The organism is Moorena sp. SIO4A1 (assembly GCF_010672065.1).
Lineage (GTDB): Bacteria > Cyanobacteriota > Cyanobacteriia > Cyanobacteriales > Coleofasciculaceae > Moorena.
Window position 1 is genome coordinate 1 of sequence record NZ_JAAHHX010000035.1, and the last position, 22,002, is coordinate 22,002.

The 22,002-nt window shown below is 42.0% G+C and carries 18 protein-coding genes and 1 pseudogene; 9 read left to right on the forward strand and 10 right to left on the reverse strand.

Annotated elements, in window-relative coordinates:
• The first annotated feature begins 969 nt into the window (after positions 1-969).
• Positions 970-1,200 (forward strand): helix-turn-helix transcriptional regulator, encoded by a 231-nt coding sequence (locus tag F6K53_RS21885; RefSeq protein ID WP_293024917.1) that lies wholly within the window; start codon positions 970-972, stop codon positions 1,198-1,200.
• On the forward strand, positions 1,175-1,363 hold the full coding sequence (locus F6K53_RS21890) for a hypothetical protein (RefSeq protein WP_293024918.1): 189 nt from the start codon (positions 1,175-1,177) through the stop codon (positions 1,361-1,363). The genes F6K53_RS21885 and F6K53_RS21890 overlap by 26 nt, the downstream gene beginning before the upstream one ends.
• A gap of 75 nt (positions 1,364-1,438) precedes the next feature.
• On the opposite strand, the gene F6K53_RS21895 is transcribed toward F6K53_RS21890, so the two are convergent.
• From F6K53_RS21895 to F6K53_RS21920, 6 genes are all read right to left on the reverse strand, one after another.
• Positions 1,439-2,530 carry an endo-1,4-beta-xylanase gene (locus F6K53_RS21895; RefSeq protein ID WP_293024920.1) on the reverse strand — a complete coding sequence of 364 codons (1,092 nt, stop codon included), beginning with the start codon at positions 2,528-2,530 and terminating at the stop codon, positions 1,439-1,441.
• A 453-nt stretch (positions 2,531-2,983) separates the two neighbouring features.
• Positions 2,984-4,051, reverse strand: a complete 1,068-nt coding sequence (locus F6K53_RS21900; RefSeq protein ID WP_293024922.1) for a glycosyltransferase family 4 protein — start codon at positions 4,049-4,051, stop codon at positions 2,984-2,986.
• Positions 4,052-4,189: 138 nt separating this feature from the next.
• Entirely contained in the window at positions 4,190-5,119 is a 930-nt protein-coding gene (locus F6K53_RS21905) for a sulfotransferase (RefSeq protein WP_293024924.1), read from the reverse strand.
• A gap of 176 nt (positions 5,120-5,295) precedes the next feature.
• Positions 5,296-6,531, reverse strand: a complete 1,236-nt coding sequence (locus tag F6K53_RS21910) for a glycosyltransferase (protein WP_293024926.1) — start codon at positions 6,529-6,531, stop codon at positions 5,296-5,298.
• Positions 6,532-7,526: 995 nt separating this feature from the next.
• Positions 7,527-8,831, reverse strand: a complete 1,305-nt coding sequence (locus tag F6K53_RS21915) for an oligosaccharide flippase family protein (RefSeq protein WP_293024928.1) — start codon at positions 8,829-8,831, stop codon at positions 7,527-7,529.
• Positions 8,832-9,078: 247 nt separating this feature from the next.
• Complete coding sequence (locus F6K53_RS21920; protein ID WP_293024930.1) at positions 9,079-9,987, reverse strand: sulfotransferase; 909 nt, start codon at positions 9,985-9,987, stop codon at positions 9,079-9,081.
• 313 nt (positions 9,988-10,300) lie between these two features.
• On the opposite strand from F6K53_RS21920, the pseudogene F6K53_RS21925 reads away from it, so the two are divergent.
• Positions 10,301-11,373 (forward strand): annotated as a pseudogene (locus tag F6K53_RS21925) (ISKra4 family transposase).
• Positions 11,374-11,425: 52 nt separating this feature from the next.
• Here the strand turns inward: F6K53_RS21925 and F6K53_RS21930 are convergent.
• The 4 genes from F6K53_RS21930 to F6K53_RS21945 all read right to left on the reverse strand — a co-directional run bounded on the left by F6K53_RS21930 (position 11,426) and on the right by F6K53_RS21945 (position 18,314).
• Complete coding sequence (locus tag F6K53_RS21930; protein WP_293026481.1) at positions 11,426-12,520, reverse strand: glycosyltransferase; 1,095 nt, start codon at positions 12,518-12,520, stop codon at positions 11,426-11,428.
• Positions 12,517-13,764 (reverse strand): O-antigen ligase, encoded by a 1,248-nt coding sequence (locus tag F6K53_RS21935; protein ID WP_293026483.1) that lies wholly within the window; start codon positions 13,762-13,764, stop codon positions 12,517-12,519. Before F6K53_RS21935 ends, F6K53_RS21930 begins: the two co-directional genes overlap by 4 nt.
• Before the next feature lie 244 nt (positions 13,765-14,008).
• Positions 14,009-15,682 (reverse strand): alkaline phosphatase family protein, encoded by a 1,674-nt coding sequence (locus F6K53_RS21940; RefSeq protein ID WP_293026485.1) that lies wholly within the window; start codon positions 15,680-15,682, stop codon positions 14,009-14,011.
• Positions 15,683-16,082: 400 nt separating this feature from the next.
• Positions 16,083-18,314, reverse strand: a complete 2,232-nt coding sequence (locus F6K53_RS21945) for a polysaccharide biosynthesis tyrosine autokinase (RefSeq protein WP_293082211.1) — start codon at positions 18,312-18,314, stop codon at positions 16,083-16,085.
• A gap of 468 nt (positions 18,315-18,782) precedes the next feature.
• Here F6K53_RS21945 and F6K53_RS21950 point away from each other — a divergent pair, with 468 nt between their 5' ends.
• The 6 genes from F6K53_RS21950 (at position 18,783) to F6K53_RS21975 (ending at position 21,994) form a co-directional block, all read left to right on the forward strand.
• Positions 18,783-19,400: a sigma-70 family RNA polymerase sigma factor gene (locus F6K53_RS21950; RefSeq protein ID WP_293082213.1), complete on the forward strand. Its 618-nt coding sequence runs from the start codon at positions 18,783-18,785 to the stop codon at positions 19,398-19,400.
• Positions 19,397-19,732, forward strand: a complete 336-nt coding sequence (locus F6K53_RS21955; protein WP_293066997.1) for a hypothetical protein — start codon at positions 19,397-19,399, stop codon at positions 19,730-19,732. Before F6K53_RS21950 ends, F6K53_RS21955 begins: the two co-directional genes overlap by 4 nt.
• Positions 19,733-19,798: 66 nt before the next feature.
• Positions 19,799-19,990 (forward strand): hypothetical protein, encoded by a 192-nt coding sequence (locus tag F6K53_RS21960; protein ID WP_293082216.1) that lies wholly within the window; start codon positions 19,799-19,801, stop codon positions 19,988-19,990.
• Between the two features lie 60 nt (positions 19,991-20,050).
• Positions 20,051-20,512, forward strand: a complete 462-nt coding sequence (locus F6K53_RS21965) for a Spy/CpxP family protein refolding chaperone (RefSeq protein ID WP_293067001.1) — start codon at positions 20,051-20,053, stop codon at positions 20,510-20,512.
• Between the two features lie 24 nt (positions 20,513-20,536).
• A complete protein-coding gene (locus tag F6K53_RS21970; RefSeq protein ID WP_293067004.1) occupies positions 20,537-21,169 on the forward strand; it encodes a YqiA/YcfP family alpha/beta fold hydrolase in 633 nt (210 codons plus the stop codon).
• Positions 21,170-21,352: 183 nt separating this feature from the next.
• On the forward strand, positions 21,353-21,994 hold the full coding sequence (locus F6K53_RS21975; protein ID WP_293067008.1) for a hypothetical protein: 642 nt from the start codon (positions 21,353-21,355) through the stop codon (positions 21,992-21,994).
• Positions 21,995-22,002: the final 8 nt, after the last annotated feature.

A 22,002-nucleotide genomic window follows, 5' to 3' on the forward strand; every position in this document is an offset into this window, starting at 1 on the left:
GTCTTTTTCACGCGCGTTATCGCTGTTCCAAGGCGTCACAACTCAGGTGGGGCTTCAGGGTCAACCTTTTGGGCATAAAACTTACCATGCTCTGTCTTAACAGTAAGTATACACCCGGATTTGATATAACCCATGTGCGGACGCTTACGTAGGGCTTACAGCCCCTCATAATGAGCGGGCAGGATTAATGACCGGCTGCATTAGTACATATGTACTAAGTTGTGCGTGGAATTGAACACAGCGTGACAGTTCTGCTTATTTTTTGTCTAATTCTTCTCACTTTTTGTCTAATCAGTTATAATAGACGAGCAAGTAATGGTGAATTAAAGTCTATTAAAGTTGATGACCAAAGGCGAAAATGCACCGGTTAACGACAGTAGACATCAAACCTCCTGTGGATAGAGCAATCAAAATCAGAAATTTGGCTGGGGCATCCCGTCATAAGTAAAGCTTGCCTTATACCCGAACGCAGAAGCGTTTCCGTAAGGAAATAGCGATGGCTGGGGTTGGCGAAAAGCCTACACCTAATCGATAGAGAGGTTTGGGAAATGTCACCGTGACTAGTTGCGGGTTAGATTCCCCTGATCAGGTAAGTCTGCTGGTGTTGAAGCGGCTTACTTTCGATTGCGCGATGATTTGCCTCTAGCTTGGCATAGCTTCGGGAATATTAGCTGTTTGGTGCAAACATTTTACAGAAAATTTATCTACGGTATGGTTAGTGGTAAGCTATTTTACTGAACTAGCTAATAACCCTATGTGATAGAGCCAAACTGCTTGCTGCTGTCTGGCAAACAAGAAAAGGGCAGAAAACAAAGTTAACTGCCCTATTTTAATTAGGGCTTACGCAATTTAGCCATCGACACACGACATGTAGGTTTTAGAGGGTAACTATAAAACTACATGTAGAGTTCATCCGCAAGCCCTATTTAAGCAAAGCGTTCAAGTTTTCTTGAACAAAAACAATTTATTATGAAAAGCCAAGAAGATCAACCTCTTACCCTGGTACAACTCAGGGAAAATGCCAATCTGACTCAAATGAAATTAGCTATTGCTGTTGGTGTCAGCATTACGACGATTAGTGACTGGGAAAATGGCAAAGCCGAACCACGCTTAAAGCACGTCAGGCTCCTGGTTGAAATACTGGGTTGTTCTTTCGAGGACCTTTCTCAAGCCTTTGAGCAAGCAAAACGTCGTTCGTAAAGCGATGCAGGGTGGTAAAAGGGAGCCAGTGCGGTCAAAGGGAGCCAGTGCGGTCTTGGAGGTCCCCCAAGACCCCGCTGTATCTCTACTCCCTACTCCCTACTCCCTACTCCCATTAACCCAGGACTTTCTACCTCACCCAATTGAGAACTGCTATATATAAACATAAGCGTGAAAATGAACCATTAACCCAATTGATATCTCAGCTGAAAGTTAATTTCCCCAAAGGTCTAATGATTCAACGCTTAGGAGCATTATCAAAAGCACGAGCGATCGCATTCCAGGCTAACTTGGGCTTGAAATCTGCATCCAGAGGTAGAGGTCGCACTGGGGCACCATCTGAGCGGGGATGGAAGCTACTTAAGTATGTGTAGCGATCGCTAAATCCCCAGGTCACTACTGCAATCACTGCTGGCTCATCAAGTACCACAGACAGATAATCTTCATAAGCTTGAGCCACCATGCGATCGCGTACAGTCACATCCTTTGGTAAATTGTCATCTCTGACATCTAGTTCAGTAATCAAGATTTTAAAACCCATACTCGCCACATCCCGGAGAAATTTCCGCAGGCTTTGGGGGTTAATCCGTTTATTCCCTCGCAAGTGAGCCTGGATTCCCAGGGCATGACAGGGGGTTCCCTGAGACTTCAACCCCTCTAGTAGCTTCAAGACAGCCCTACGCTTGGCTTGCTCATCACTCGAATCATAACTCAGTCCATACTCGTTGTAGAGTAACATTGCCTTGGGGTCAGCAACAGCCGCAATGCGAAAGGCTAGGTCAATGTATTTCGGACCTAAAAATTTTAACCATGGCGTTTTGCGTAAACCATCTGCCCGTCCTTGGAAGGTAGCGATCGCTTCATTAACAACATCCCAGGAGTGCATTTGTCCAGCATAACGCCCAGCCACTGTCTTAATATGTCTAACCAAGAACTGTTGAGCGTTTTGGCGATTTACTGTCTCCTCAAACCAAGGGGGTAACGAGATGTGCCAAACTAGGGTATGTCCCCGAAACAGCAATCTATGAGTCTGGGCAAAGTCTGCCATCCAATCCCCAACGGTAAAGTCAAACTGATGGGGGTGAGGGCACAGGGGAGGGGAAGAAGGAGTAGAAATAAACCACTTGAGTCCCCATCCGGGAACCAGCATGGCACACTCTTGAGCAAAACGGGTGGCTAAGGCTGGGTTTGAGGATAAGTCTGGGAATCGACTCTCGGCTCCATAAATTAATCCTTTTGCCGCCGCACGCTCTTTTAAAGAAGCTCCTTGAGCTACTGCAAAGTCTCGCTTCGGGTCATCAATAGCTTGAATTTGGTGACTATGTATCATAGATTGACACCTTGTCAGAGGGCCTACACTGGCTAAGCTACCTAAACCCAGTAATAATTCACGTCGTCCAATCATTAACTTGTTTTTACTCCTAGAAACCATCACGTAATATGCTTAGCTTTAATTATTTCAGCCATTTATCCCTGAGGGGGTGACAAAATAGCAGAAAAAGCTTATTTGGGAAAAAATGCCGGTATTTCTGGTAAAAAAATATCGGTTTAGTTATCTCAATAAGACCAATAAAAATGATCAGCTTACCGTAAGCATATGCGCTACTTGAGGTGCTACTTGAGGTGTCAAAGGCCACGCTACGGGAATAGCCACGCTACTTGAGGTGCTTTCAGCTTATGCTTACGGTTTTAAACCCATTTTTTTTCCCCCAAAAAACTAATTGATGTAGTGAGGTAGCGCACGAATTGTGCAGGCATCAATAAATTGATGATTCTGGTTCAGCTATTGCAATTTCTTCCTTCTTTTTCTGGAGTAGCTGGCAATTTCATTGTAGGCATTAATCGTTTGATTGGCTAGTTCTTGCCAATCAAACGCCTCTAGAGGAGCTTGTTCTGGACGGGGAGTGTTTAATGCCCAATCTAAAGCTTTTTCAATGTCATAATCAGTAATTTCTCCTGTATAGGTATAGACCCATTCTTCACCAACTTGCTCTTGAACTTCAGGGAGAGCGCCAATTTTAGGAACTAATATGGGTCGGTTAAAAGAGAGGGCTAAGAAAGCACTACCAGAGTTTAAAATCTCGCGGTAGGGCAAAATAACTAAGTCAGCAGCACTGAAGTACCATTGCATATGGTCTTGGGGTATGAAATCTAGGTTGATTCGCACTCGTTGATCTAGGGCGGATTCCCTTTCAATTTCTGCTGCTAATTCAGTAAATTCTGGACTACCCACAATGTAGAGTATGGCTTCTGAGTCAAACAACTTTCGGAAAACTCGAATCAATTGAGGAGCATTTTTGTAAGGTCTAATTCTGCCAAACAAAAGCAATACTTTCGCCGAATTGGTAATTCCTAGGTAATTGCGAGCTTCTTGAGAACTGACTTGATTCGGATACTGCCCTCGGTAGTGACCATGGGGTACTACAAAACCTGGAATATTCTTTAACTGAGGGAAGCGCTCTTGGGCAGCTTTCATCCCAGTTTTGCTAAGGTTAATGTAACCATCCAACTGTCTTGTAAAGACTTTCCAGAACCAAGCCTCTAGTTGCGGGTAAAGCTGTTCATGAGAGGCTAAGTTGTGTACTGTCCAGACAATTTTTGTTCCCCGCCAGCGAGCCAAAATCATCAAGAATAATAGAGCTAATGTTTTTGCGATCGCTCTGAAGAAGTTAGGTTCATTTAAGTTTCGTTCTGGCCAGTGCCGATGCCAGATAGAATAATGATTTATCAGCAATTTTTTAGGAGAAAACTCATGGACATCAACCCCCAAAGTAGCCAGGTGGGTGTAAACTAGCCAGGTATAAGGGTTTTTGTCACGATCTTTAAAGGCTGGTTGAGCAATAATTTTCATATTTCACCTACTCCATTGAGCTTTGGTTAACTTTAGAGCTGCCGTTACTTTCACGCTACTACCTAAACCTTGAAATCCAGGACCAGTCAAGGTGTCTACCGCAAACTACTTCATAGCTTTAAAAAAACGTAAACATTCTCAGGTTTCTAGTGACCAGAATTGATCAGACTGATAAAACGGTAGATCGAAGAGTTTAACATAATTACGCACAACCTCGACTTCAGATTGGGTCATCGTTTGTTTCCATTTATTTATTTGTTGGTTGCTTATACGTACCTTGGAATAACGACCAGGTATATTGTTAGTTGAACTCTGGAGTACATGCTTTTCTACCCGCCTATTCCATGGCAATTCAAACTGCTCAAATAGCTGTTTGAACTTACCAATAGGGTCTAAGCATAAGTCCTCATAAAAGACCAATAACCATTCAGGATTTCGAGACAATGCATCGGCTACAACACGATGTCTTGCTGCCCAGATAGCTGCAAATATTTCTATTGGCGTTTTTGCTGCCTCTATCACTGAGCGGTAGGGTTCGAGATGATCTTCAAATAAGCTAGATTGATGTAATAAAGTATCTCGCGAAAGCTCAGCAGGAGTTTCTTTGTTAATTTCTGATAATACGGTAGGGCAAGGATGTCGAACAATTACCAATAGTTTGGGATTGTAGCGCTTGAAAACCCACTCGATGGACATCAGAGATGCTACATCTTTCACGATGATTTGATAATTAGGCAGTGCTCTAGCCCAAAAACCTCGGTACCAACCGCCTCCAAAAGGTAGACCTTTGAAGACATTATCAAAAGCATTTTCAAGCAAGTCATCTCGCTCACCAGGTCGTGTATATTGGAACCATGTGTCCATGTTACCTTTTCCAGTAATAGCTGGATTACATGGCTCGTAGTAGTATATAGCACGATTTGCGGTGGACAATGTTTTCCCGACCCAACTGGTACCGCTGCGACCATGACCTAAAATCAAAATTGGGCGTTTGCCAACTTGCCAGTGATTCAAAAACCACGAGGTAAGATAGTAGCTGGTCTTAGTAATTAAACGTTGTTTTCTCATTTATATTTTACTGAATTTACATTTAATATTTTTATTGATGGTAAATCAAACAAAACAATTAATTAGGGGTGTATTTTTTTAAATATAACCATCAAAATTATCTAAAACTATGCTAACTAAAATTTAATCAACACTAAACACTAAAATAGTATGAAAAATATCAAAATTTAGCTATATCAAGATTTAGATCGAGCTAACTGGTTATACTTTGAAAGTGAAACCAGAGAATCTATTTCCGAAATCACGCCTTCTATTGCTTTAGAACCAAACAATTCCTCAAGCACACCTGGATTAACATTATCCCTGACAGGATGGGACAAAAATCGGATAATTGCTTCTGCAAAGGATGACTTATCCACAGCAATTTCAAAGTAGTGATGAACCTCTTCTGGTAGACCTGCTATTCCCTGTGGTGTGGAAACAATCGCTCTACCAGAAACCAGCATTTCTAGGGACTTTATACTAACGCCACTCCCAGCGGAAACTGGATTAATGAGAACCCGCCCCGACTTGTATACTTCTGCAGAAGACACTGGATTTATTTTCAGATCAACTTCTGGAGTTTCCTCACATAGCTGCCTAACGTGCTGGACAGGATTTGAACCCGCTATTAAAACAGTAAATGTTGGTAACGCCAAACGTATTATAGGCATAACTTGGGTAATAAACCAGATTATTCCCGCTACATTGTTGTCCGAAAAGAGGTTACCCAAAAAAACGATATCATAGACAGGATGGGTGCTTAGTTTATCTCTGGATATTGCTTCCCTATTCTCTTCAGTAAACTCAATCAGAGGTGCTAAGTAGCGACCATTTTTCAATCCTTGACTTCTCCAAAAATTTAGGTCATCTAGGGATATATCGTAAAATAAAGTACTCTTTTTTAGTAAATTTGTTTCATAATTTGCCAAGTTAGACAATGATAAATATCGTTTGAACTTGTTGAACCCTTTGGCAGACGCAAGTTTTCGCTTATAGTACAAATGCTCGATATTGTGAGAGCGAATAACCAGCAGCCGATTCAAGTGTTGACTTAACTGACTTGCTACTTCTCCACCGTGAATACCATCTAGGAAGATGACATCAGGATTAAACGCAGCCACATCAGACAGTAATAGCTTGAATTCTTTACCTCTGACAATTCTAGATGTCACTTCCAAAGGATACTTGAGTAAGTCAATTATCCGCCGAATAAAAGAGCCGAGTGTCCTTGGAAACTTTATCAAAAAAACTTGCTTGGCATACTTCCTAATTTCCAGGACTTCCTCTGGTTTTGGAGTATGGCTACACCAGCAGATAACTTGTAGCTCAGTCCCTAAATTAGAGAAAGCTTTTATCCTTCGCCACATGTCTAATCGCGCCCCATGGATGGGCGGATAGGGAATATCATGGCATACTAATGTAATCTTCATAATACGGCTACTCTTACTCTCAGTTGTTTGCTGCTATAGAATTAATCATGATAATTATCAGCACTGACTTGTAATTATTCAATAACCTAGATGTTCCATAAATTAGGCAGATTTAAAATGTATAATATCACTATATTATCAATAATAGTTATCCAAAGTTACTACAATTTCCTACTTTATATTGACTAGATATATCTAGAACACTATTTAAATACAGCTTAATTTTTTAAGCAATATCAAACGCTTTGAGTAGTTCAGATTTTTGAAAAGATATGAATCGTAAATCTGTCGGCAATATCCCCCTTTGTATTCATCGGATCAATATAATAGTCAGGGGTTGGAAGCGATGCAGCGCGGTCTTGGGGAGGCAGCGCGGTCTTGGGGGTCTCCCCCATGAGCGACTGCCGTGGTTTCCACGGGGCTTACAAGGTGCGGACGCAGGTTCCGCACACAGCCCCTCCCCATGAGCGACTGCATCAAGAATTGAGGAATTTTGGTGATGCTAGTCATACACTATAAATACTGTAGGGTCACTGGACGAACTACTTGATCAAGAGGAGTAGGCAAAGTCTTGTAGACTAAGTATTTACCTAACTCCTACCTGCCATAGTAGGGCGGTCTAGTTGATCACTGGCTATCTTTGATTCCTTACGAGATTTGTCAAAAGTACGAGCAATAGCATTTCACCCAGACTTTAGTTAAAAGTCCGAGGTAGGAATTAAAAGCAAGCCAACGTGCTGATTGGCTTTGCCAGAGACTTATTGCTAGCTCTAGTTGATTCTAAGAGAATATCCGTAAAAATTATGTAAAGCTTTATTAAAGAAAGTGAAATTTCATCCTAAGTAACAGCAAATTTTTTGTAAAAATCAGCCAAGGTCATGGGTAATGGTGATCCGATTACCGATTACCCATGACCAATTACCCATGAGCAATTACCCATGAGCAATTACCTAACAATCTTAGGTTACATCCCTCTTAGAGAAAGGGGATAAAGATTAATGTTCCGATTCTTGAAGGCGCTTGCTTCTAGTCACCTCTTGCCGATATAAGACAAACACTAATAGCCATAAGCTGAGCATCCTCAAGGAATCTGAGGTTAAACTTGACCAGGCAGCTCCCTTCCATGAATACAGAGGAATTAACCAAAGGTTTAACGAAAAGTTCAACAGAGCTGCCGTTACTTGTATGCTACTACGCAACCCTTGAAATCCAGCACCAGTCAGGGTGTCCGCCGCAAAAAACTGCATGGCTTTAAAAAACGGTATCGGTGCTAACCAACGTAAGGCATTGACTACCTCCCTATAGTCATCACCTATAATGTAGGGTACCATTGGAGCGGAGATAAACAACCCGATACCAGCAGCTATTCCGTACATACCAGCAATTGGTGATAGACGCTTGGCCAGATTGAGACTTCCCTGGATGCCAGCGGCTCCCTTCTGAAAAAACTTGGCATAGGAAGCCGCTAACAGAGATTGTACAGGGACAAATGCCACATCAATTAAACGGTATGCAGCAGCATATATACCTGTAGCTTGTAATGTAGAAAGACGCGCTAGCATGGTTTTATCTACATTGTTGTTAACCGTTTCAGCACAAAGGTTGAGAGAAAAGTAGAATCCCTGAAGCATCTCCGGCTTGATCTTTGATATTGCCAATTTAGGAGTTCCTAACATCCGATGTACCATCAGAAATCCAACCCCAGCTGCTATTGCTGTACTAGCCAGATATAAAGCTCCCCAAACTACAATATCTGATGTCTGAAAGAAGCTGACAAAACAAAGTGTTGCCACTAAGTTTTTTAGACTGAGTAAAAAATGAATCTGGGCGGTGTGCTTAAGCTGACTGACCGCGATAAATGCCTGACCAGCGGTGGCTAAAATTTTCAAAAAGAGTAAGTCAGACAAAAATACCAAAAATATTAGCAGGGGCGACGTTTCTTTAGGTAAAATAGCTGGAGCTATAAGCATAACTAAGGCAATTAGCACCAAACTAGAGGTAAAAATCATCAACAGCGCATTGCCCCAGTATTCCTTGAATAAGGCTCGGTTTCTAGAAACATTTTTAATTAAAACATCTCCACTCCCCCAGGTGGCGAAAGGGGATATAATCGCCGCTAAAGCCGTCAAACTAGCAAACAGACCATACTGTTGAGCACCGAGGGTACGAGCAATCATCACGAAGTAGGCGGCTTGGACAATCATCTTCAGAAATTTAGCCAATAGCATCCACAAGGTGTTACGTACTAGGGATTTCTGAAATATGCCAATGAGCCTGGATTTGAGGGATTGAAAATTCATATCAAGTAATTTGGAGCATACCTTTTCGCTGCCAGGATTATCTGCCAAGTTGGTAACTGATCGAAAATTATCTCTGATTACCCAGACTAAGAAGACAATCAGGGAATTGGTATGACTTATACCAAGTTGCCATCAAAGATATTACTATAAAAGTTAGCATCATAATACCTCTGAAGGCAACTTATATATTATCTGATTTATTCCTGCTTAGATGGCTAATTTTTCATTATCCTCACCCTTAGGCTGACTAGCTGCTTAATCCCACTAATTCTTTGCTATACCATGCCGATATCTCCCGCCCCAATAATTTGAATAGCTTTTGATTGTCATTGGCATAGATGGTGTAGAGTTTTTGAATCGCTGATGGACTGGGGCGAAGCTTTTGGTGTTGTAAGGGTAAGCGCTGATCAACACGATTGATCAACCCACGCATAAATGGGAAACGGGTTCCCAGATAACGAGCAATTGGTGAACTAGTGCTTTGATGGACTTTCTTAGACTTTTTACTAAAATCAAAGGAAGAATCTATGTCAAGGAATTCACAAACTTTTTTCATAGAATCCTCTGAGTTTTGAGCAATGTCTTCTTCAAAGACTAGAATTAGCATTTGCTTAGGATCGAAGTATTCATAGTAGGCTTGCAGTTGGCGATAATATCGTCCCATATCGATGATGCCATAGCGCTCAACTAGGGGTTGTTTATCACCAATTAATAGGTCATCAAGGTCATAATTTAGAGATATAGCTCCATTTTTGATAAAGTGATTTATAGCAGCAATGGCTCGTTCAACTGGATTTCTTAGGACTACAATAAGTTTGGCTTCAGGCAATGTCTCGTAGATTAGTCGATGGGAATAGGAAATTTCTTCGAGAGGGTCATAGTAGACTTTACCCTGGGCATCAGGCAATGGTTCGATCCATAAGTAATTAGGAGTTTTTTCTCCAATTGCTTTTTTCCCATTAACATCAGCAAAATGTTTTTTATACCATTCAATACCTTGATTGAGATTATACCTCTTATTAAAGTAATGAATCTCATTTGCAGGTATAAATACCTCAGGATGTTCCCTGAGATTATGGGCTAACCAGGTAGTTCCAGCCTTTTGGGCTCCAATGATTAAAAAGTTCGGTAAAGTCACTAACAACTCTCTCGTCATATGGCACTGCTATTTCGCCATTAATTCTACCTATATAAAAATCGACAAAACAATTGACTATATTGCTGATTATCCTAAGTAAGTTTGCTGATCAGCACTACGCAAATCTAGGGATTAATACGGATTATTTTCCCTAGCCAGAGCATAATTTGAGCACGAGAGTCTGAACTAATTAGCTAATAATAAATTAATTTTTTGTTATTATGAATAACCAGATAATACCAAGAATTTAAGGGGTGCATCTCACTTTTGCAAAAATACCAAAATCATGATATGATTGGAAATAACCTATTTTTAAAAATTACTAAAAATTATGAACTTGAGTCCGGAAGAAAAGCAAGAGCTAAAAGAACATTTAAAAGCTGTCGCTCAACTTTTATATCGCCACACACCCCCAGTAAATAAGCAAAGATTTGAGGATCTAGAAACAACCTTAAGAGACTATATCCAAGAAGAAGTTCCCCCAGAGATAGCTAAATTTTTTTTTCAGAAGTCAGTCAAGTTAAAATTGGCAGACCTCGAAGAATAAAAACGATATTAGGAGAGGTAGAAATCACTGATAAACAGGCGGATTATTTTGAGCTAAAGCCTCATAGTCGATTGAGTCCAAAACTGGAAAAAAATGCTCTGATAATTTGTGCAAATGAATCCTATAAGAGAGCTGAGGAAGATTTATGGGCAATGACGGGAATCAAAATTTCACATAGTACGTTACAGAGATTAGTTCAAAAGCAAGATTTAGACTTGCCAGAATCTAGATTAGGAATACAAGAAGTAAGCTTAGATGGAGGAAAAATCAGGTTACGTACAGAAGAAAAGGGTAAGCCCTGTGAATGGAAAGATTATAAAGCAGTGTGTTTGAATGGAACATATATAGGAGCATTTTTTCAAGAAAATCAAGTTTTAATAGATTGGGTAAATAGTCAAAAACTTCTCAATCCGTTTTTTTGTACAGGTGATGGTCATCAAGGAATTTGGAACTTATTTGAAGACCTGGGAGAACCCGATCAAAGAAGAGAAATATTGGATTGGTATCATCTAAAGGAAAATCTTTATAAAGTGGGAGGTTCATTAACACGTTTAAAAAAAGGCGAAAAGTTACTCTGGTCAGGAAAAGTGGCAGAGAATTTAGAGTTATTTAGGGGCTTAAAAAAGAAAGTAGCACAAAATTTTTGCAACTATATAGAAACTCATAAAAATCGAATAATTAACTATGACTACTATCAGATATAACGAATTAGTTCCCTAGGTTCAGGAGCAATTGAATCGGGCATTAAGCAAATAGGAATGCGAGTTAAACTATCAGGAGCACAATGGAATATTAAAAATGTTAATAAGATTATTTTTTTACGCTGTGCTTACTTAAATGGAATGCTTTATCAATGATGTTTTTACAAAGATGAGATGCACCCGAAATTTAAGCTCTATTTAACATGAGTTAATAGGTCGATTGTTTATACGTCAATATGCGTATCACTTGGCGGATTAGTTTCACTAGCCATAGAATAATTTTAGGACGAGATGCTGAACTAAGCGGCCAATAAATTACTGGTTTTACCATACTATAGGGCATTATCCCTACCCACAGTAACCAATGACTCCAGAGTAGCTTCTTTTTCCAATTAAATTTAGAATATTTCCAGATTGACCAATATCCTTTGTAAGCTAAAACTAAAGGGGAATCAGAAGCAAAAGGATGATGGTGAGGATCTAGTCGTAAAGAAGCGATACGGTGAATCAAATGATTGGAGTCACGAAAGCTCAAATCCGGGCATACGTGATAGCCTAACTCAGTCGCCTTGCGTACTAAATAGTTATACTTGATAAAATCATGGTTGATAGACCGACGAAACCGTTCAATGGGAATGGTTCCCTTAGAAAAAGCCCACAAATTCTTCCCATGTTGTCGGTATGCCCCAAGGGGTTTTTCAATCGATACCACTTGCCCATAAAATGGGTTCAGGGTGACTAGATAGCCGTCAGCAGCTATGGTAAAGTCAGATTCAGGTATAGGAAAAATTTGAGCTAGTGCTGACCGTGCAAAACTATTGCCACTGGTTACAGTACCGCTGTACTTTCCCTTCTCCAACAAAATTGGCCAAACGGTGCCACTATCAAATTTTATGTCTGGAGCTGGAAAGATACCAATGAATTCACTAAGGGCATTGACCAACTCTAAACGATATTGCACCTGGACTACCCCTGGTTTCCAAACGGCGACCACTTCGGACACCGCATTAGGGAATAAGTAATCATCAGCATCTAAAAAAATTACAATCTCCCCACGGCTGACATAAAAACCGGCATTGAGTGCCGATGCTTGCCCACCATTTTTCTTGAGGATAGGAATAATTTTATCACCGTAGCTAGTGATAATCTCCTGAGAGTTGTCAGTGGACTCATCATCCACCACAATGACTTCTGTATTTGGATAAGTCTGACTCAGGCTACTGTCAATTGCTTGAGGTAGAAACTGACCGTAATTGTAGTTGTTGATGACAATGCTGACTAATAACTGAAAGTTTTCGTTCATTTCAATAGGTTTGGTTGTCGCTCTAATGGAATAAGCACCGAAAGAGCTACAGATGTGTAGAGCACCCAAAAGATATTGTTTTGTATCATCACTGACGTCTCAGTGATATTGGCTAACACGGTATAGGTTAAGAACAATAATGGCCAGAGATTCTCTGATGTTTTACTTACACGAAGCCAAGCAATAGCTCTTAGTAAACTAAAACTAAATCCAATTAGGTAGATTGATACTCCCAAGATTCCTAAAGCTAGCCATAGGTCGAGCAAGCCGTTGTGGGCGTTGGGAGCTGGCCACAATACTGCACGCCAGACATAGGCAGATTCACCATTAAAGCCATTCCAGAATGAACCATAGCCATAACCGAGCCACGGCTGTTTATTAATCATGTCCAACACGAAGGGCCATAGCTCTGTACGACCGGTCAAGGTAGCATCCTTACCGATTGCACCTAGCAAAGCGTCTGCATTATCTAACAACCAGATTAAGACGCTGCCTCCGAATGTTGTCATGGCAAATATAGTCGGAATCAGTAGGTCATATCGCCACCGTAACATCCGGTATAGATATAGAGAGAGTAACATAATTATAAGACTAACCAGTGCAGTTTTGGAAGTTGTAAATAGTAAAAGAATTACGGAAAAGCCAAACCCCCCCCAGAACAGTAAATTATTTTTTTTGCCCCGAATAGCCAGGAGCAAAAATACAACTGCACTGGGCACCATGACTTTGCCAAGAACATTTTTATGGACGTATATTCCTCGCCAAGTTCCAGCATGAACTCCCCCCATAATCCCGTATTTCGGCAGAGCCACAATAAACATAAAACTGAGCAATACTGCTACTCCGAACGCCCAACCCAGCATTTCTAGCTGTTCTTTGATGGTGTAGCGGCTGGCGAGGTAAACACCAAACAAAGTTGTGCCAATTAGGGCAACAGCACGGTTGATGGTCGTTGTTGGTTCAGAAGACCAGAAAATAGATACTACTGCTATCCCCACCAACAGACTGAGCCACCTATCTTTACTGAGGACATAAAGTACCTTTTTCCACCGTAGTGTTAGGAGTAAAAAGGTAACGAGATAAATTAATACGAACAGCAATCTACTGAGGGAGGAATCAAATTCTTGTATGACATCCCCCTCACTTCTGCCTCCTGATAAAATTACAGTGAGTACTCCTCCTGAATAGAGCACCAAGGAAACAGTAGTGAAAATTGGTTCAAAAAATGCCAACAGTTTTCTCATGAACCCTGGTTTATATTGAAAAATTGTAATTATAAATTTGTATTCATAATACTGTATGTAAAAGTTGCTAAGCTGTTTTGAATTTAAATGCACAACAGCTTAAAGGAATGAATGAAATTGTTTAAACTTAATAGCATCTTGCCAGCTAAGAGTGCATCCACACCCTTAAACCGGCTGAATCTAAGAGGCTCAGGAATTACCCAGATAGGGAAATTAAACCCTATCCCTAGGTTTGATTTATATCTCAGGCTGAGATAGATAAATTCGGACTAAGTAGAGATTTGCCATCAAAGTAGTCCGGAATCGGTGCTCCCATCAACCTCAAGATGGTTGGCGCTATATCTACAGGATGAGCTTCTGGCAAACTAGAACCGGGGGTAATTCCTGGTCCGCTTGCCATCAAAAAGCCTCTGGCTCGGTGACCACCAGGACGATTATAGGTAATTGGACCAATGCGTCCCACATCAGGACTATCAACTACATCTGTGGGACACTCGTGCCATACGACTACTAGGTCAGCATCTGGCAGTTTGGGGTTATCATCTGTGGCGACGTTATGGGTGCGCACTACTTGTTTAACTAATGGTTCTCCTGTCCTGCCATCGGTAAGGCGATAAAGGAAGTCTGTTAGGTTATCGCACAGAGCATCATACTCGGAAGGGTCAACAATACCATCTCGTTCCCGTCCTTTGAGGTTGATGCGAATATGTCCATCAGCAAAGGCGGGTAAAGCAAAGGCTTTCATCTTGGGCCAGAGGGGAGTATATAGAGTAGCTGGCATCCAACCCAATTGCACCTTGTGCTTCATGAGGGGATAAGGAGAGAGTAAACCGTGCTGGCCAGATTGTAAAAAGGCTTTATGGGTCCAGGTGTTGAACAACTGCTTAATGGGATTGGGTTCATAAATCTTTCGCCATACTTCCCCTGGCCAAGAGTTGCGGATTGGACGAGTAATTGGTGCTGGGGGAGTGACTCCGATTTTGCTGGGAGTAATGGCATACTTGCCAGGGAAGTTATACCGATAGAGCAATTCTGGCAGGAACATCATGCTCATCAAATCTGTAACATTGGCAGCCATGCCATGAACTGCGAAACACAAGATATAGGCATCCTTAGGGGCAGCAGCGATAATTTTTGCGATCGCATCATCCACCGCTTCAAAGATTTTCAGCATCGGGTCTCCAGCCTTACCATTCTTTTTGCTCTGGTAAGGGTAGAGCTGGTGATCTGGTTGGCTGCGGTCCCACAGGTCATGACCAGCACTGTGAGTTTCACCGAAAGCGGTCACGAACAAGTCCCACGGTTCACGCTGAAGTAAATCCCGGCAAATCTCTGAGCGAGTGGAGATACTAGTTTTTAGAGCTTGCTGAATCCATTTAAAATAAACTGGATCCCACCAGCGACCATTATCTTTATGGAGCACTGGGTTTTTGCCGTATTGGGCAATAATATTGGGCAATAATTCCGGCGGTTGGGAATGGCTTGGCACAAAGGGATAATGTCCCCCCCAACCCAAAATTTGTAAGCCATTAATTTGATCTGACAGTCCTGATACTGGTACATCAAAGGCAGCAACCCGGTAGTCATTCCCTAAGGCATAAAATGGATTATACTCTTTATAATCGTATCCACTATAAATTTTGTCGCAGACTACTTTATAAGTTTCTGGATCAAATTTTATGGTATCCCAAAAACCGGTTTTATCTGGTAAACAACCGGTAGAAAACATTACCCACAAGGGTTCAGTGGATGAAAATTCAACTGTCTTATTGTTGTAGTTAACGGTATTGTTCAGGCGACCATAGATTCCTTGTTGCCGTATTTTGTTGAGGGTCTTCAGATGTCCTTGGGACATCCACTTCTCCAACAATAGCGGGTCAGCTGCATCCAGTCCAATAGCAATTACAGGGGTTTTCATGGTAATATTCTAGATTTTATATATAAGTAAAGCTAATCCATAAGAGCAGGTCTGGTTGACTAATCATCATCTTATGGAGCAGGTAATTGGTAATTATTAATTGGTAATTATTAATTTATCATTACCTAGTTGACGATTACCGATTAGTAATTCCCGATTCCCATCCAGGGATTATTTTGGTTGGGAAGTGATTAACCGGATTTGATATAATGTTTCATTTCTCACTAAGAATAATTTAAGTAGTTATTTCCTAAGGGCGTTAACTAATAAAAAATAGGTAACTAATCAAACAATAGGGTTTTAGTCTAGTTATAGTCTGGATTAATCCAGGAAATTAAATCATTAATTTATATTGTTTGATTTTCGGGAATAGCGATTAGTCATAAGTCATAGTTTTAAATCATCTCCGGGAAACCTTCGAGGTTTTTTTAGTCTCAGCTTTACGCTGTGCCAATCTTCTGACTGAGCCATAATCGAAGTATTCCTGTGACTGGTAAAAGTAACCAATCGATTCATCTTTTTGAATGACACCATTAGCCACCAAACCCAAAACCGTCTGACCGGAACTATCTAACATTTGTTTAGCCACATTAGCATTAGCAAAATCCAGCACACCTGGTCGAGCCACCAACAACATGCCATCAGTCATTGGACTTAAGCAAAGGGCATCAGCAGTCAGAAGTAAGGGTGGGGCATCAATAATCACAAAGTCATATTGGGTTGAACATTCCTCAATCAGGGAAGCCATTTGCTTTGAATCCAGGAGTGCCAAAGGATTAGGAGGCATTACCCCAGCAGTGAGAACATCAAGATTTTCCATGGCTTGACAGATGGCAAGCTCTAGAGGCACTTCACCAATCAGTACCTGGCTCAAACCGGCCACATTCATTACTTGCCAAATATAATGCTGACAGGGGTGACGCATATCGGAATCAATCAGCAAAACCCGACGCCCCAGTTGAGCCATAGCAGCGGCCAAGTTTGCTGATACGGTAGATTTGCCTTCCTTGGAAACGGAGCTAGTGACTACAATAACTTTAAGTGGGTGATCAGACCTGAGAAATTTCAGATTCGCTTGAATCATCCGGTAGACTTCACTCACCATGGAATGAGGCTGGTCTGTTACGGGCAATTCCCCTCCGAAAAATAGGTCATCCCGACGACGGGATAGCTTCTTGTGCTTGAAAACTGGAATCACCCCTAGCACAGGATATCTTAATAACTGCTTGACTTCTTTGAGAGTTTTGATAGAGCGGTCTCTCATTTCCAAGAGCAAAACAGCAGTCGTGGCCAGTGTGACCCCCAACATCACCCCTAGAGCCAACACCTTTATTTTCTTATCACCTAAGGGCTTTTTAGGGACTATTGCTGGCTCAATGATGCGAGCATTAGCGGTATCTTGGTTTTCTGCGACCTTTAATTCATTGAGATTTTTCAACAGGGTTTCATAGGTCAAGCGCGCAGCTTGGACTCGTTGTTCGAGCTGCTGCTGAGTTTGCTCCAACCGAGGAAGAACATTGACCCGTTGTTCATAGGCAATTCTAGCCTTAGCAAGAGTTGCTAATCCTTCTGCTAAACTTCGACGTTTGACTTCTGATTCAATAAAATCGCTAATCAGTTTTTGTTTGAGCTGGTCAACTTCTAAAAGCCCTTGAGTAATTTGTATCTGAGTACCAGCCAGACTCTGTGAGCCTAGTATTTGATCAATCTGCTGTTGTAAATGACCTCTGAGGGAGCGTTGCTGCTTGGTCAGCCGAATCATGACCGGGTGATTTTTACCGTAACGATTTTTCCCAACCGCTAATTGCCGCTCAACCTCTTGCAGTTCTTGGAGTACGCCCTGTACTGAAGTAGACTGACTCAGGGCACTGATAGCAATTGCCTGCTGGGGATTAAGACCCACCTGGTTTCTCAAGCCAGCAGCTTGGGCATTGGCTTCTTCAAGTTGAGCTTGAACTGTGGTAATTTGGCTGTCTAAGTCAGCCATCACCGCTACCAAAGACCGGGATTCTTCTGTGAGGGATACAACCTGATTGCGTTCCTTAAATTGGCGTAGAGCAGCTTCTGCTTGCCTGACATTGGCTTCACTTTGAGGAAGTTGGTTAGTAATAAACTCACGGGCTTTTGCTGCTTCCGACTTTTTGGATAGGATCTGATTCTCTATATAAAGCCTCATTAATTGATTGATCACCGCCGCCCCTTTTTCTGAGTTCTTACCCTTGTAGGAAAGCCTAACCACATCGGTGCCACCCACAATTTTGATAGTGAGCCTTCTTTTGAGGGCTTCCGGTTCCAAAGGTAGACCTTCGTTATCAGTAAGGTTTAGTTGATCAATGATCTGTTGCAGAAGCGGGTGGGAATAAATCACCTCAACTTCAGTACTTAGAGGGTTCTGGGCATCAACCAGAGGGCGTAATTGGTCAATTTCCTCCCCCAACCCAGTCAAGAAAGCGGTTCGGTCTATCTTAAACAGTAGTTTTCCTTCAGCTTCATAGGAAGGCTTGAGAAACAAGGTAGACCAGGCCGCTGAGATAACTGTAAATAGGAAAATAGCAACCGCTGGCAGCCAACGACGTTTCAATAGTAGTAAGTATTGGCTAATATCGATATCTATAGAACTTCTAGACTCCATAAGTTCTTAAGGGACTCCCCCTAGGTAGATTGCACAATAAAATAATTTTTGGTATTGGGGCCGATTAGCTACCAAACCTGCCATCCGTCAGATGCAACCTATATATGGAAATAACCAATTATATTGAAATAATAATACAAGTAAATCATATCAAAAGTCCCTCGACATTAAAGAGTTGGTAAAGATCTGCAAATTTTCCGTGTTTCTTGTGATTATAAGAAAGTTAAGGGGCTGACTGGGTGTAGGGCAAACGGGGTTAGGGGGTAGGGTTTTGCGACCGATGGTTGTGTCAGTAAGACCAGCAATCCCTGGAGCTGTTTACTGTTCTATCTTCCGAGTTAACCCAAACCCGGTCACCCTACCCCCGCTGGCTCCATTTCTGGCTAAACTTTTACCAAATTGAACCATTCTGTTGGCCAGTGAGTCTAAATAACATAGGAAAACAAAGCGGTGAGGGAGAACCCACAGTTGTCAGTCAGATCAGCCCAGGCTTCAAAAGAAGATTCTGCTGCTGCAAAAACAACCAGCACAGACACAGAGTTGGTATTGCAGTGCCAACAGGGGAACCAGCAGAGTTTTCGCCAACTATACCGACGCTATCAGCAGCGCGTCAGGTCAACTATCTATCAGCTATGTGGTGCTTATGCTCTTGATGATTTAGTACAAGAGGTGTTCCTACGAGTTTGGAAAGGCTTACCAAAACTACGGCAACCTTCACAGTTCTCCACCTGGCTTTACCGCATCTGCTGGAATGTGGCATCGGATCAGCGGGGCAAGTTGCAACGGCAACGTGCCTTCAACCTTCAACTTCCAGAGGACACAGCTGATCTACCCCTAAAAAATGCCAAGTCTTCCTACACTCCTGATCTGATGCAGTTGCACTATCAGGACATTATTCAACAAGCAATGCAGCAACTGAGCTTGAACCATCGTGCTGTGCTGGTGCTACATGATTTAGAGGATGTGCCACAAAAGGAAGTTGCTAAAATTTTGGGCATAGCTCTCGGAACGGTTAAGTCTCGTCTTTTCCACGCTCGAACTTCCCTACGGAAATATATCATCCAACAACAAGGAGAGATGCCATGACTCAGTTTCAACCTGATGACCAACAATGGCAAGCATTTCTGCGCCAAAATCGACCTACTCCTCCACCAGGAGCATTTGACTTGGAGGAACGAGTTATAAATGCGATCGCTAAATCCCCACCGCCTAGTCGTAAACCAGAGCTTTGGTTACTTCCATCAGCGATCGCTGTTGGTTTACTGATGGCTTGGAGTGGTTACCGCACCCACAATTTAACCACTCTAGAAGCTTTCTTAGAGAAAAATTGGCATGGAGTTGTGGGAGAGACATCGGTGAGCAATGTCATTCATACTCCACCAGCTGATTGGATGATATTAGCCAATACTGGACAATAAATGCGCATAGTAGGAACCATCACCTCAGTATCTCCTATAGAGGATAAGGTTTGACCTGTTAAAAGGTTGGCTCTAGCCAACGGCTATGGCAAGGTAAAAGTGGGTTGTCAACCTTCAACCTTCAACCTTGGCCTTTCGGCCACGCTACGCGAACAACTTTCAACCTTCAACCTTGGCCTTTCGGCCACGCTACGCGAACAACCTTCAACCTTCAACCTTGGCCTTTCGGCCACGCTACGCGAACAACCTTCAAGTTGAATTTTAAACCTTCAATATTTCTTACAAACTTTAAATTAAAGACATTTATAGGTAACTTCCATGCTGTTACGTCCAGGTTATATTTTGTCACTTCTCATGGTTACCCTGACTGGCTGCACTGCTGTAGCTAATTCCAACCCTGTAACCTCTCAATTGATTCCCAACCCTGAGGGTCAACAACACCCAAAATCAATTAAGGATAGGTTAGTCAGGGAACTGAATCTCAACCACGTGCAAAGGAAGCAGCTACATTCCATTAGGATAGAGTATGAAGAGTCCATTATAGATCTTCGTCAGGAAATGAGTCAAGCCAAGCAGACATTAAGTGATTTGATGGTGGGTACAGCTGACAGAGAAACTATCCGCACTCAATACCAACAAGTTCAAGTATTGAACCAGCAGCTAGGAAAGTTACGCTTTGAGAGTATGTTGCAGATGCGAGAGGTGATGACTCCTGAACAACGCATCCAGTTTGCTCAATTCATGAGACAGCGCAGCAACCAAAATCCTTTATCGGATTAAGTAGAACCACAAAGGATAAGGATTTTGAGATTTATTTATCTACATGGTTTCGCATCTAGCCCTGAGTCAGCCAAGGCGGTGTATCTACAGCAGGCTTTTGCTGGCCTCAATGTCGCTCTAGTAGTTCCTGACCTTAATCAAGATGACTTTAACCATTTAACAATAAGTCGCCAGCTTAGTCAAGTGGGAGCATTACTGCCCTTAGATGGAACACCAGTCACTTTAATTGGTTCTAGTTTGGGTGCTTTTACCGCTGCACACTTAGCACAAAAACATCCACAAATCAAGAGACTGGTTCTACTAGCACCAGCATTTGGGTTCCTTCGCCATTGGTTGCCCAAATTAGGAGCAGAACAGCTCAATCAGTGGCGCTCCGAGGGATATCTAGAGATTTACCATTACCGAGAAAACCGAAAGCTTCCCTTGCACTACCAGTTTCTAGAAGATGCCCGTCAGTATGAGGCTTTGGAGCTAGGGCGACAAGTACCTACTTTGATTCTACATGGGTGCTATGATGACGTGATTCCTATCATCGAGAGTCGTGATTATGCCAGTACCCGCCCTTGGGTGCAATTGGTTGAATTGGAGAGCGATCACGGTTTGCGGGATGTGATGGCGTTGATTTGGGCAGCAGTTCGGGAATTTTGTGATCTTTAGGTCAGTTGAGGGGTGAGTGTTCCATCCGATCCAACAGCACATTATTCCGGACATAATCACAATAATTATTTCCCAAAAATTTCACTATAGGCTAGAATTACTCTGTCAAAAAAAAATGAATCGAGATCGAAACTGAGGTTGACTCTCGAGTTCACATTTACTGTCATTGAGTTGAATAAGTTGATGTTAGATTCAATTAAATTCACAAGCTCTCGCTCTAGCCCAACCCAAAATTTGATTGAGCCTCTCTATCCATTTAAACCAGGAGATCTGATTACTTTTTCTGGACTGAAGATCGATGCTGCTCTGATTCGATACTTCACTGGAAGCGATTACAGTCATACGGCGATTGTCCTGGATTCCGATCTGGAAGCAAACGGGAACGGAAAGGTGGCGATCGCTGAGTCCACAAGTTACACAAGTTTGCCGGATTTTAGAAACCAAAAATGTAAACCAGGAGTACAAATTCACTACCTGGAGAATTGGCTCAATGCTTATCGAAACTACGGACAAGCTTGGTGGGTTCCTTTGGCAAAACCATTAAGTTCGGAAGGGATCGATAAAATGCAAAATTGGCTGTGGAATCTTCATGAGCGCCAAGTCAGGTATAGCTGCTGGAAGTCCATCGGAGCTTGGCTGAAAGTTAACCGATATTTGGTTCCTTCTGATAGCCAGAACATACAAAGAATATTTTGTTCGGAACTGGTAACCCAAGCCTTACAAATTGCAGGATCAATCGATGAGTCGGTTCTCGCTTGCCAGCAAACACCCAAAGAAGCAGTTACTTTTGGATGCTTTGAGGCTCCCGTATTACTGGAAATTTAGTCAGGGTT